10 protein-coding genes and 1 pseudogene are annotated in these 13304 nt (G+C 56.0%); 10 read left to right on the top strand and 1 reads right to left on the bottom strand.

Features of this window, described 5'->3' with window-relative positions; genetic code table 11:
- The 10 genes from RMS03_RS01760 to RMS03_RS01715 form a co-directional block, all read left to right on the top strand.
- Positions 1–4877, top strand: a 4877-nt coding sequence (locus RMS03_RS01760; protein WP_310625398.1) for a type I secretion C-terminal target domain-containing protein, incomplete at its 5' end; no start/stop codon positions are given.
- A gap of 53 nt (positions 4878–4930) precedes the next feature.
- Complete coding sequence (locus RMS03_RS01755; RefSeq protein ID WP_310625397.1) at positions 4931–5692, top strand: vesicle formation protein; 762 nt, start codon at positions 4931–4933, stop codon at positions 5690–5692.
- A gap of 13 nt (positions 5693–5705) precedes the next feature.
- Positions 5706–6308 (top strand): helix-turn-helix domain-containing protein, encoded by a 603-nt coding sequence (locus tag RMS03_RS01750; RefSeq protein WP_310625396.1) that lies wholly within the window; start codon positions 5706–5708, stop codon positions 6306–6308.
- 166 nt (positions 6309–6474) lie between these two features.
- On the top strand, positions 6475–6906 hold the full coding sequence (locus RMS03_RS01745; protein WP_310625395.1) for a glycerate kinase: 432 nt from the start codon (positions 6475–6477) through the stop codon (positions 6904–6906).
- A gap of 114 nt (positions 6907–7020) precedes the next feature.
- Positions 7021–7962, top strand: coding sequence for a branched-chain amino acid transaminase (locus RMS03_RS01740; protein WP_310625394.1), 942 nt, complete (start codon positions 7021–7023; stop codon positions 7960–7962).
- A gap of 34 nt (positions 7963–7996) precedes the next feature.
- Complete coding sequence (locus RMS03_RS01735) at positions 7997–8200, top strand: zinc-finger domain-containing protein (protein ID WP_310625393.1); 204 nt, start codon at positions 7997–7999, stop codon at positions 8198–8200.
- Positions 8193–9245, top strand: a complete 1053-nt coding sequence (gene waaF / locus RMS03_RS01730; RefSeq protein WP_310625401.1) for a lipopolysaccharide heptosyltransferase II — start codon at positions 8193–8195, stop codon at positions 9243–9245. The genes RMS03_RS01735 and waaF overlap by 8 nt, the downstream gene beginning before the upstream one ends.
- 21 nt (positions 9246–9266) lie before the next feature.
- A complete protein-coding gene (locus tag RMS03_RS01725) occupies positions 9267–10094 on the top strand; it encodes a glycosyltransferase (protein ID WP_310625392.1) in 828 nt (275 codons plus the stop codon).
- 27 nt (positions 10095–10121) lie between these two features.
- Positions 10122–11996 carry an LTA synthase family protein gene (locus tag RMS03_RS01720; protein WP_310625391.1) on the top strand — a complete coding sequence of 625 codons (1875 nt, stop codon included), beginning with the start codon at positions 10122–10124 and terminating at the stop codon, positions 11994–11996.
- Positions 11997–12225: 229 nt separating this feature from the next.
- On the top strand, positions 12226–12921 hold the full coding sequence (locus RMS03_RS01715) for a nitronate monooxygenase (RefSeq protein ID WP_310625390.1): 696 nt from the start codon (positions 12226–12228) through the stop codon (positions 12919–12921).
- A 129-nt stretch (positions 12922–13050) separates the two neighbouring features.
- Here RMS03_RS01715 and RMS03_RS01710 read toward each other — a convergent pair.
- A pseudogene (locus tag RMS03_RS01710) lies at positions 13051–13191 on the bottom strand (ATP-binding protein); the annotation flags it as partial.
- Positions 13192–13304 lie beyond the last annotated feature (113 nt).

Here is a 13304-nt window from a genome sequence, read left to right as displayed (position 1 = left end):
CCTTCACCGCGGCGCAGTGGCAAAGCATTGAGCAAGCGCTGTTGCTGCAAACCACAACCAGCGCCACACAAGGTGACCGCACCTTCACGGTGAGCTACACCGACTTGGGCGGCAACACCAGCGCGACAGCGGTGCAGACCGCCAAGGTCGATATGCAGGCGCCTGAGCTTGACATGGATGGTGCTAGCAGTAGCACCAATTGGGCGCTCCCCCTGCAGCTCAAGTCAACACAGTATGCTTTGAGCAATGCGTTGAGCCTGACCGATGCGAGCACGATTGGCAAAATTTCGATTGCTGTCAGCCCCTCCTCGCCGCCAGATGGCGTGAACGAATGGTTCTGGATTGCGGGCACACAAATTCGCATTGACGGCGCCAGCTTGCCTACGAGCATTTCGTACAGCGGTATCAACTGGGCGTTGAGCTACAGCGCGGGCATCTTCGCGCTCACAACGCCTACAGGCGCTGAGCAGCTTGCCAGTACGGTGCAAGCGTTGTTGAGAACGGTGACTTACCAAAACGACTCCCCAGGCCCCGTGACGTCACAGGCTGACCGTGTGTACACCTTCACCGTGACGGATGCTGCGGGCAACACGTCCAGTGCGGTGAAGGCAACCGTGACGTCACAACTGCTGGTGCTTGACCTCAACGGCTCAGCCACAGACGGCTTGGACAATACCCGGGTCAACGTGACAGCTGCAAGTGCTTCTTCAGGGGCAGGCGTGCTTTTGCAGTCAGCAGCGAATACCGCCGTGCTGACATCTGGGCAAGACTTGAGAAACATCACCATCAAAGCATCGGGTGTGCTCAACGGCACCAACGAGGTGATCAAGAGCAGTGCCAACTCAGTGGCCTTGTCTGGTACGGCTGGCGTAGCCGTCACCAGCACGTTCAGTGACGGCGCCAACACCTGGTGGGTCACCACCACGCCTGATGGGGCAGGCAACGCCACACTGGTGTTCGCCCTTGCCAACGGTGGTTCTGCGGCTGCCCCTGTGACCCAAAACGCCACGGCAGCGCAAGGCCAAACCTTGCTGCGAGCTTTGAGTTATGGCAACACGGCGGCCTCGCTCTCTGAGGGTTTGCGGCAGTTCACCGTTTCGACGACCGACGCATTGGGTCAGACGCTGCTGACGCCTGCAGTTGCAAGGCTGAACCTAGAGACAAGCACGCCCACCCGAGCGACTTCCAATCCTTTGGTCACGTCCGACGGCAACGGCGACGGTGTGCTGGGCGATACCTTCACCCTGACGTTCAACAAGCCTGTGCTCATCAGTAGCATCACGAACACGGCGAACTGGACGATCTCTTCAGGGGGACTCGGGCTTGGTACAGGGGCCACGATCACTGCTGTGGGCACACCGATCAGCTTCAATGGCTCCTTGTATGCGTCGTCCTACTTGGTGACGCAAGGCACGGGGTCGACCTACACCACTGGGACGACGATCACGCCAACCACTCCAGGCGTTGTGGTCGATATGGCGGGCGTGACGGCAACTGCCTCGGCATCGCAGTGGTTCAACATGCCCGATATCGTGCCACCGTCAAAAATCGTGCCACCGTTGAACATCGCCACCGACAATTACGTGTCCTATGCCGAGAAAACTGGCGCAGCTATTGGCACGACGTTTACCTTGCCAATCGGGGCCACAGCGGAGAACGTGACGGTGCGTTACTACTTGAACGGTGTAGAAATTGCAGGCACCAGCACCTCTGCTACGCTGTCGACCTCCGCAACCACCACCAAAACGCTGAGCTTGTCGGGCAATCAGTGGGGCACAAGCGATGGCACCATCGCGTTGACGGCCAGGCTGCAAGATGCCGCTGGCAACTTGAGCGCACCTTCGTTACCCAAGCAGGTGGTGGTTGACACCAAGTTGAGTAATGTGACATCGGTCAAGTTGGTGACCGATGCAAACGCCAACTCGGCCTTAGATGGAGGCGATACCATCCAGCTCGAATTTAATGAGCCTGTGTCTATGGCTGCTGGCTCCTTGCCAGTGAGCTTTGGCACATTGCCTACCGTCACCGCATGGGGTGGGGTGTCGGTGCAGCCAGGTGGCTCGGGCGCTCTCACGCTTTATTCGACGAAGTGGAACGTTGTCTTGGGCACGGGGGCCACTTTGGGCACGGGTTTAGGAAGCGCCGATGTGCCTTTCACGCTCAGTGGGGCAACCCCGGTGAAAGATATTGCGGGTAACACCAGTACCTCAGGCACACCAACCACCGCCAAAGCTACGGGTGCTGTTCCCATGACCTTGTTTACGGAGCGGCGTGTGACCTCGATTGACGCGGTGACCCCTGACAACGTGATCAATGCAACCGAACGTGCGGCCTCTCAGTCCGTGGTGATTCAGCTGGCGGGTAAAACCAAAATCGGTGATGTGGTGAAGGTCTACATGGACGGCTCCAGCACGGCGCTAGCGACGGCGACTGTGACGGCAGACAACGCCACCTCGGTGTCGGTGACGATACCTGCCAACGCATGGGGTGCGGATGGCACGCGTAGTTTGCGCGCCAATATCACGACGGCGGACGCGACGCCCATCACCTCCGCATTCTCGCCCGTGCGCAGCGTGTATGTGGCTGCTGACCAAGGCCATTGGTCTACGGTTTACAAGGCCTTGTGGATAGACCCTGACAGCTTGTCATACAGCCGTGTAGGCACCGGCATCTCCACCATGGATGCGACAGCTGGCGGCGGTGTGCTGGGGACGATGTCAGGCCAAAGCAATCCTGTGCTGGTGCAAACGGCTTCGGGTCATCTGGTGCTTTCACTCACCCGGACGAGTACTACGGTGGGCAGTGGCTTTGCGTTCACGACCAACCCAAACAGCACCACGGCCATCCCAACAGGGGTGGACAAATTTTACGTGGGTGCTACGACGATGCTGGGCCTGAATACAGGATCGTGGACGGCGGCGTTTGGGTTTGGCTCTGGCAGTGGCACCTACTCTTCGTACCATCACGAGTTCAATGGCACCACACTTGGTTTGGGCTATGGAGGGTACAACGAGGGCACACTCGCCGCAGCAGCTAATGCGGCCTCATTTGGTCTGAGCAACGTGACCTCATTCATTTGGAACGGCAATGGCATAACGGAGGCCTTCGGCGAGATCAACGGAGAAGTGGTCGTCACGGGTATTTCCAGCGACACGCCTACGCCTACTACCTTAACCCCCAGCTTGGGAGCCTTCAGCAGTAACGTTTCTACGTGGCGTTTCGGTATTGGGGGTTTCATCAACTCGACCACGGCCAGCGATATGTGGCAAGGCACCATTGGCGATGTGATTTTGTTTGGCACGGGTTCAAACCTAGTCACCCGCAGCCAGCGTCTAGAGGTGGACAGCTACCAAGCGCTGAAGTACCAAACCGCAGGCTCGCAGGTCAGTACCACCGTGTCGCTCACCACGGTGCTTGGTAGCCTGCTGGGTGGCGGGGTGACGGGCTACGACTTGACAAATAGCGCACAGGCGAACACCTTGTTGGACCAAACGTTGGACTTGAGCGCAAGCAACGCGGCGGCGACGGTGGTGGTCGCGGGTGCAGACGCTGTGCTAGCGGGCTCTGGCAAGGACAAAATCTACATCAACGACTTGCAGTTCCGCCAAATCGATGGCGGCATGGGTGACAACACCTTGTTGATTGGACCGAACTACAGCGGTGCCAACAGTTTTGTGCTGACCGATTTTGTGAGCAATGCACGTGGCAACTCCCTGACCGATACGACGGGCAACACCCGTGTCAATGCCGCAGGCTTTCACAAGTTGATGGGCTTTAGTCATCTTGATTTGTCTACCAATAGCGCGGCCCAGAAGGTGACCATTGCTATCAATGATGTGAACCAACTGGCGGCGAAGAACCTCGTAGGGGACCCTCAGGCAGCGGTCAATACCAGCAACTTGTATGTCGCTATGGATAGCAATGATTATGTCAAGCCTACTGGTTTTGCGAGTGACAGGTACGGGTATTGGCTGGATGGCGATAACAAGGTGTACGACCACAGGTTCACGGGTACTGTCACGGTCAGCGGCGTGGCCTATACCGACAACTTGTTTGAAAGCAACGGCCTGTTTGCACCTAACTTCAGCAACACGGCCCTTGCGGCGAACTACACGGCTTCAGGTAGCAGCACCAAGGTGACGTTGAACTTCAGCACAGACATGACGCTACCCACAAGTGGCTTTACGCTGAGTGAATTTACGCTGAATGGCGCGACACCCGCCACAGTCACCATGGCCACGGGTAGCAGCCCACTGGTAGTGACGAGCAATAGCAGCTTGTCGGGTGTGCTGACGCTGAAGTACACGGGGACAACGTCAACGCTGACGGATAGCGCAGCCACCCAACAGCTGCGCTACAAGAACATCCTCATTGGCACGGCCGACAACCAAACTATAGGCGTCAGTAGCGAAACAGTGAACACAGCACTGTTTGGGAACGGCGGAGACGATACGCTGGTCGGTGGGAGCGGTGACGATTTGTTGGTGGGCGGGCCAGGTAATAACACCTTAACGGGCAATGGCGGTGCTGATACCTTCCGCTTCATCAGCGGGCAAACGGGTACAGACCGCATCACCGACTTCAAGGTGGCCGAGGGCGACAAGCTGGATTTACGTGGCCTGTTGGCCGACACAGGGTTCAATGTGTCCACCAATGTGGCGCAGTACTTCCAGTTCACATCGAACTCGTTGGCGGCTGGCGCGACCAGTACAAGCCTCAAGCTTTTGGTGGATACGACGGGAACTGGTTCATTCAGCACACCGAGCGAAACTATCATGTTTGACGCGTTTACCAACCCCACCGCAGGCTTGACCCTGACAGGCACAGGCAGCACAGACTTGAACACCTTGCTGACCCAACGCGTGTTCTTGGTGTAAGGCGCCGTCTACCAAAGCATTTCAATTTCGATAGATTAAAAAAGGAAACAGCCATGGCTGGAGCAGCAACTAACGCAGATGAACAAAACTTTTGGCCCGGGTATGTGGATACCTTGGTGAACATGGTGATGTTCTTGATCTTGTTGATCGTGATTTTGGCCATGGCGGTGATGTATTTCTCAATGCGGGCCAAAGCCGATGCCAGCAAGTCGCCCGTGCCTTCTAAGGAAACCATCACCAAGCAAGCGCATGAGAAAACCTACCCAGGCGTGGCCGACGAGGTGCCAAAGAACCCAACGGTGGAAGACATGCGCAAGATGGTGGATCGCATGCAGCAAAAGTTGCAACAAAGCGAATTGCGCTACAAGGCCGGTGGACAAAACCAAGAGGTCAAGCCTGAGAACGTCCAGATTGGTAAGAGTGAAAAAATTGAAGAGGCCAGCGCCAAAGTGTCTACAACACCGACGGCAGGTGTTCACGATTTGGCCGCACGTCCCACAAGTTTGATTGTGCGGTTCAAGCCCGGTGCGCTGGACCTGAGTCCGGAAGAGGCCAAGCGCATGAGCGAGGTGTTTGTGAAGCACTTTGACTATGCGTCGAACAAGGCGCAAAGCTTTGTGTTGTCGTCGGATGCGGTGGAGGGCTTGAGCGAATCGAACCGTATGGCGTATTACCGCGTGGTGGCTGTGCGAAATCGTTTGATGAGCCTGTCTGGGGTGCCTTCTTCCAAGATCGCACAAAAGATCATTGCAGTGCCACCGAATTCGACAACGGGGGTGGAGGCGCTAGAGGTCCGCATCACGCGAAGCGACTGAGAAAAATATGGTTATGAATCATTTAGAAAAACAAGATGAGTATTGCGGCACCACGCAAGCCGCCAAGATGTTGCGTGTGTCTATCGGGACCGTGCATTCATTGGTGGACAGTGGCGAATTGATGGCTTGGAAAACGAGTGGTGGACATCGTCGTATTTCTAAGCAAGCCATCATCGACTATCAAATGCGACATCGAATGGGCGGCGTAGCTGCCCTCAGCGCTGATGAGCGGCTTCGCGTTTTTGTGGTGACAAAAGACGACGCCACCGTGATTGCATTGAGGTCGGGTTTTCTAGACTTGGCTTCAAAGTTGGAGTTTGTGTATTTTGAGTCCGCGGTCCATATGCAGCTTGAGCTACAAGCCGCACATCCGCAAGTCCTGATGATGGATCACGATGCGCTAGAGCAGATTGGTGGTTTCGAGTGGCTTCGTGCCTTGCGAACCCATCGGCTTTTCAAGCACATCAGTGTGATCTTGCTTTGCGCAAAAGGAGCAAACCATATGGGCTTGCAGGGGCAGGCGCTGTCGTATCAGGTCAAAGTCCTAGAGGCACCCTTGGATGTCGGTTGGGTGAATGGCTACCTGAGCGCCGCTTGCAGCCCCTCTTTGGCGTGACCGTGCATGCGGTGGAGTGGGTGGATGTTTATCCCAGCGGGCCGTCGCCATGTCAGCGGTGTGGGTGAATAAATTCAAACAAGGCGAATGGCTGAGCCGCCTGAGGAGGCCTTGCAAGTCAACGGCCAAAGCACGTTGGGGCGCATAGCCTGAGACAATGAGGCCCATGAACTTTCAAAGATATTTGGTGCCGATTGGCGCGGTGGGCCTGACGGCGTGGGCGTGGCAAACATGGCAATGGATGGGCATCGCCTTGGTCGTGACGTGCGGCGTCATGTGGCTGCTGCTGTACTTCAACCGCTTGGTGCAAATCATGAAGCGCGCCACCAACCGCCCCATCGGTTTTGTGGACAGCGCCGTTATGCTCAATGCCAAGCTCAAAGTAGGGATGAGTCTGATGCACGTCATCGCCATGACCCGCGCTTTGGGCCAGCTTGAAACTGAGAAAGACACCCGGCCCGAAGTGTTCAGCTGGCGCGATGGCAGCCAATCGGTGGTGCGCTGCGTGTTTGTGCAAGGCAAGTTACAAAGCTGGACCTTGAACCGCCCCTTCCAAGCCACCGATGTGGAGCCTGTGATTTATTCGGCCAACGACTGAGCCAGCCACGTGCGCGTGTCACGCACCCGCGTCAGCTAGGCCTGATGTGCGGGTCGTTAAAATGACGCACCGCGCCGACACAGGCGACAACAACAGCAATCCAAAGGAAATTCCATGAGCGTCGTGATCCCCTCATCCATGTCTGACCGTGACGGCAAAATCTGGATGGACGGCCAGATGGTCGATTGGCGCGATGCCAAGATTCATGTGTTGAGCCACACCCTGCACTACGGTTGCGGCGCATTCGAAGGTGTGCGTGCTTACAAGACAGCGCAAGGCACCGCCATCTTCCGTTTGCAAGAGCACACGGACCGCTTGTTCAACAGCGCTAAAATTTTGCGCATGAACATGCCGTTTACCAAGGCCCAAGTTAACCAAGCGCAATGCAACGTGGTCCGTGAGAACAAATTGGAGAGCGGCTACATCCGTCCCCTCACTTGGATTGGCGACAAGAAGTTGGGTGTGAGCCCCAAAGGCAACACCATCCACTTGATGGTGGCGGCGTGGACTTGGGGTGCCTACCTCGGTGAAGAAGGCATGAAGCGCGGTATCCGCGTCAAAACCAGCAGCTACACCCGTCACCACGTCAACATCACCATGACGCAAGCCAAGGCGGTGAGCAACTACACCAACTCCATATTGGCCAACATGGAAGTGACCGACGAAGGCTACGACGAAGCCTTGTTGCTCGACACCTCAGGCTTTGTGTCGGAAGGCGCTGGCGAAAACATCTTTGTGGTCAAAGACGGCGTGATCTACACCCCTGATTTGTCCGCTGGCGCTTTGAACGGCATCACGCGCAACACGGTGTTCCACATCGCCAAAGATTTGGGCCTTGAGATCGTGCAAAAGCGCATCACGCGTGATGAGATTTACATCGCCGACGAAGCCTTCTTCACTGGCACCGCCGCTGAAGTCACACCGATTCGTGAACTCGACCGCATCCAACTCGGAGAAGGCAGTCGCGGCCCGATCACCGAAAAAATCCAAACGGCGTTCTTTGACATCGTCAATGGCCGCAATCCGAAGTACGCACACTGGCTCACCAAAGTCTAAGCAGCAAGCGCTGACCACTCGCAAGGAACAGAAAATGAGCCACACAGTTGAACTCTTAGCCAAAGACTTGAACGGTCAAGGCGGCGTGTTTTGCCCCAGCGCCAAAGCCGACATGAAGCTCTGGAACAGCCACCCCAAGGTTTACTTGGACGTGGCAACAACGGGCGAAGCCAAGTGCCCTTACTGCGGCACGATTTACAAACTCAAAGCCGGCGAGCACGTTGGCGGCCATCACTAAGAACGCGCTCATCATCGCCCCCCAATGGATTGGGGATGCGGTGATGACCGAACCCTTGCTGCGTCGCTTGGCTGCGCGTGGCGAGCGCCTCACTGTCGCTGCGCTACCTTGGATTGCACCGGTTTACCGCGTGATGCCCGGCGTGGTCGAGGTGATGGAGATGCCGTTCAAGCACGGCGGCTTGCAGCTCATGGGTCGCTGGAGCTTGGCACGGCAACTGCGCGGCAAGTTTGATGTGGCTTATGTGTGCCCCAATTCTCTCAAGAGCGCTTTGCTGCCTTGGCTGGCTGGCATCCCCCAACGCGTGGGCTACACCGGCGAAATGCGTTTTGGTTGGTTGACCGATCGTTTGCCCAATCCCCAAACTGAAGTCCGCCCACCCATGGTGGAGTGGTACGCCGCCCTGAGTTTGGTGGGTCAAAACCCCAGCAAGCCGATGAAGTTGGTCGGTGACTTGCGCCCCGTGCTCAAAGCGGGTGTTGGGGTGATGGACGAGGCACTAGAAGCACTCGCCACGCACATACCCACACCACCCACCTTGGCCAAGCACAGCTACGTGGTGTTCGCGCCGGGTGCCGAATACGGCCCAGCCAAGCGCTGGCCCGCCAGACACTTTGCAGAACTTGCGGGCAAGCTAGACCGCCCAGTGGTTTTGCTCGGCTCGAACAAAGAGTTCGACATCTGCCAAGAAATCGCCACTAAAGCCAATGCCCAACAACCCGGGCATTGCTTTAACTTGGCCGGCCAAACCAGCCTGATGCAAGCCTTCGCGTTGATTGCCTACGCCCACCGCGTGGTCAGCAACGACTCCGGCCTCATGCACGTCGCCGCTGCTTTTGGTGTGCCGCAAGTGGCGGTGTTTGGCTCATCCAGCCCAGAGCACACCCCGCCGTTGAACGAGCGTGCGCGCGTGGTGTGGCTGCGCGTGGACCCCAACTACCAGCCCCCGCTGGCCTGCGCACCTTGCTATGAACGCACCTGTCCGCTGGGTCACACGCGTTGCTTGGAAGACGTGTCGCCAGAGCGCGTGTACCGCTTGCTTTGAACTCCTTTGAAAAGTTTGTCCATGTCTGAAGCCAACCCCAAACTCAGCATCATCACGGCGGTTTACAACCAGTTGCCGATGAACCAGATTTATTGGGAGAGCTTGGTCAAGAACACCCATCATCCGTTCGAGCTGATCGTCATTGACAACGCATCGACGGACGCCAGTGCTGATTTTTTTGAATCGGTGGGCGCACGCGTCATTCGCAACCCCGGCAACTACTCGTACCCTGTCTCGCAGAACCAAGGCATTGCGGTGGCCAAGGGCGAGTGGCTGGCGTTCTTGAACAACGACATCATCGTCAGCAAAGACTGGGATGCGACCTTGATCGCCAACGCCGAGCACAACCAACTCGACGTCATCACCTCGTGTGGCATTGAGCGCATCGAAAGCAAGGACGCCACCAAGCAGCTGCGCCGTCGCTGGAACCGCATTCGTGGCTTGGTGGGTTTGTTGGGCACGGGCCGCCACAGCTTGTTGTTCATGCACAAGTGGATGTACGGCAACTGGGCTGCGTTTTGCAAACACCGTCAAGACACGTTCAAGCACCAAACCGTCGAAGGCTTTGTGGGTAACACCGTGATGTTCTCGCGCCGTGCGTTAGCGCTGTTGGGGCCTTGGGACGAGACGCAACAAGCCGCTGACTTCGATTTGTTTTTACGCACGGCCCTGCGTGTGCGTGAGGTGGGCGACATTCGTCCCATGCACATCGCGCTGGACTGCTTCAACCACCACTACATCCGCTTGACCATGAAGGGCGGCTACCCGCCGTTTGTGGACAAAGACAAGCTCATCCCACTCGCGCAAAAGTGGAGCGCCGAGCAACGCGCCTTGCTGGTTGAGAACTGACGCGAAATTTTTCTGAAAGCGTAAGACATGTTTTACCGTTATTTGGTTCTGGGGTTCTTCACCTTGTCTGCTAGCTCTTTGCTTCTTAAAAGTAGCTTGATTTTTTGGAGTTCAGAGTTGTTCTTGAAACTCTCGACGCAACAAAAAGTCTATGCCCTGCTCTGGGGGCTGAGATTTGACTTGGCGAGTGTGGGGTACATCTTCGGATCGTTGATGATTGTGATTTATTTGACCCTGCGCGTTCTGCGATTCAAACATATTGCATGGGCTTGGATCACGTGGCCACTTTTGTTGTTCATTGGCATGGAGGTCAGCGACCTCATCTATTTCGACAATGCAGGAAGGCATGTCAGTTTCGAGGTCAACGAAATTTTTCGTGAAGCGAATGGGTTGGTTAGCACGGCAATTTATAGCTACCCATTTTCCTCACTGTTCTTTTTGTTGTCGGCGGTGGGACTTCTCTGGTTAGGGCCTCGTCGATATGCAATTAAAAGTACATCCTTTTTCAGCATAGAGGTTCCGCTGGTCTTGGGCGTGTTCGTCTCGCTGCTTTGTATCCGTGGGTCAATACATGACTTGCCAATGAACCCTGATCGCGTTTACGCCATCGGCAATGAGCAAATGGCATTGATTGCGATGGCGCCAAGCTACAGCATGATTTTTGCGGCCTTGCCTGATCGAGAAGAGCTCAAGCCCGTGTACAAATTGGCACCACAACCTGATCAGAAGTTTATAGACCAGCAGCTGGGTCAGTACTTGGAAGACAAGCAAGGGGAGTATCAGCCTGCGCAAAAGAAGATGAACGTCATACTTTTCTTGCTGGAGAGCTGGCCCGCCGAGGTGATGTATAGCTACAACCCACAAGCGCCTTCAACTCCGTCAGTGACGCCAGAGTTGGATGCGTTGAAGAAAAGGGGATATTCCACAGATGGTGTGATGGCCAGCGGTCATCGAACTGTCAGTGGTGTTTTCTCTTCGCTTTGCAGCTTTCCTTCTCCGTTCGATTCGCAAGTCGTCAACACGAAGCTGGAGGCGTTTGACTATCGGTGTTTGCCAAAGTTGCTCCGTGACCAAGGTTGGCAAGTGAGCATGTTCCAAGGAATGCACAACGGACAGACAGGCAACTTGGCGCAAAAATTAGGAGCCAGTGCTTCTTTTGGAAAACTTGAAATGCCACCACCCACCGTAGAAAAAAACGGATGGGGCTATCACGATCCAGATTTATACAAATTTGTTTTGGATAAGGCTAAAGCTGAACCTGATTCGTTCTTCTACATCATCAATAACGCGACCACGCATGACCAGCATTTGCCGCCTGGAGAGCCGTGGGTTTTTGGGCGCTCCAATTACGACGAAATTCAAAAGAGTGTCATGCACTACGCGGACAAAGCGTTAGGTCAATTCGTGCGAGATTACGATGCCGCCAAATTGGGGCCTACGCTTTTCATCTTTACGGCAGACCACAGTGCGGGGCCCAGGTCTGGTCCATTTGGCGACTATTGGCTGCCGTTTTCTATGTTTGCGACAGACGCATCAGTCCCCCAAAAATATGTGGCGGGCATTGGCTCGCAGATTGACATCGCGCCCACTATTTTGGATGTCTTGAAAGGGCATGCCCCTTGGTTTGCGGGACGGTCTTTGTTGGCTGGAACTCAGGCGGGTGGAATGTTCTACCGCAGCGGAGCGATCAATTGGGTGACTGGTAACTCGGTGATTGAAGCGCCTTTGAGCGACCCAGACAAAGCGATTTGCTATGACTGGCGCAAAGACTTAACAAAAACAAATTTGCGCCCGTGTTCTGCGCAAGACAAAAACAGGGGTGACTTTAGCCAAGCATTCAATTGGCATACACAGCATTTGTTGTTCTCAGGGAAAACAGCTGCTCTTGGCAAAAAACCTTAGCGCGAGCCGATACAACGATGTCACTGAGTGCGATTTGGGGAACACGCTTGCCTCTCATCCAAGCGCCTATGGCGGGCGTGTAAGACAGCGGGCTTGCGCTTGCTGTGAGCGCCGCAGGGGGCTTGGGGTCTTTGCCTGCAGCCATGCTGGATATGACGACCCTACACCATGAATTGCAAGTTCTTGAGCGCAGTGGGCTGCCCTACAACGTCAACTTTTTTGCCATCAAATGCCAGCGCACACGTCGATCGCAGAGTCAGCATGGCAGACCATTTTGCAGCCGTACTACCAAGAGTTTGGCATTGACTCGACGACTATTCCCGCTTCAGCGGGGCGTCGTCCGTTTGATGACGCGATGGTCGATGTGTTGGAAGAGTTTGCGCCAACGGTGGTGAGTTTTCATTTCGGGCTTCCGCGCCAAGAGTTGTTAGCACGTGTGAAGTCTCGTGGCGCCTTTGTGCTGTCGTGCGCCACCACGTTGAATGAAGCGCGATGGTTGGTCGCCAACGGGGCTGATGGTGTGATTGCACAAGGACTGGAGGCGGGCGGACACCGTGGGCATTTTCTCGATCGTGATGTCACGTATCAAGCCTACACCCTGGACTTGCTCAAACAACTGGCGCCACACATTCACGTCCCCATCGTGGCGGCGGGCGGCATTGCCGATGCGCAGGGCGTTCAAGCCGCTATCGCGGCAGGGGCTTCGGCGGTGCAAGTGGGAACGGCATTTTTGCTATGCAACGAAGCCAAAACCAGCGCGTTGCATCGGGCACGTTTGAGCGATGTGCATGCACCCACCACGTTGACGAATTTGTTCACGGGAGGTTTGCGCGAGGTATGTTCAACCGCGTCATGCACGAACTCGGCCCGTACAACGCAGCAGCACCTGCTTTCCCGATGGCTACACAAAGCATCGCACTGTTGAGATCCAAGGCCGAGGCGAATCAACGTGACGATTTCACGCCACTTTGGTCAGGCATGAATCGTTCAGGATGCGCGGCATGTTCCGCTGTCGAGGTCGTTCGCACGCTGGGCGCAGCTTTTGCAAGTTAATTTACGTCGGCAGCCTCACCACAAACTGCGCACCGCCACCTTCTCGGTCTTCGCAACGCACACCACCGCCGTGGCGTTGCACGATGGCACGCACCAAGGACAGTCCTCGGCCCACACCGCCCTCGCGCGCACTCCTTGCTGGGCAAGCCCGTCAGGCCCCCCGATGCGACGGTGCTGAGGTCGACCTCTTTGCATCGGTCGGTTGGCCAACAAAACCTCATCCATCAATTGGTACAGCGCGCCCACCAATTTCAG

The organism is Limnohabitans sp. (genome assembly GCF_031538885.1).
Classification (GTDB): Bacteria; Pseudomonadota; Gammaproteobacteria; order Burkholderiales; family Burkholderiaceae_C; genus Limnohabitans.
This window is presented reverse-complemented; position numbering and strand designations above follow the sequence as displayed.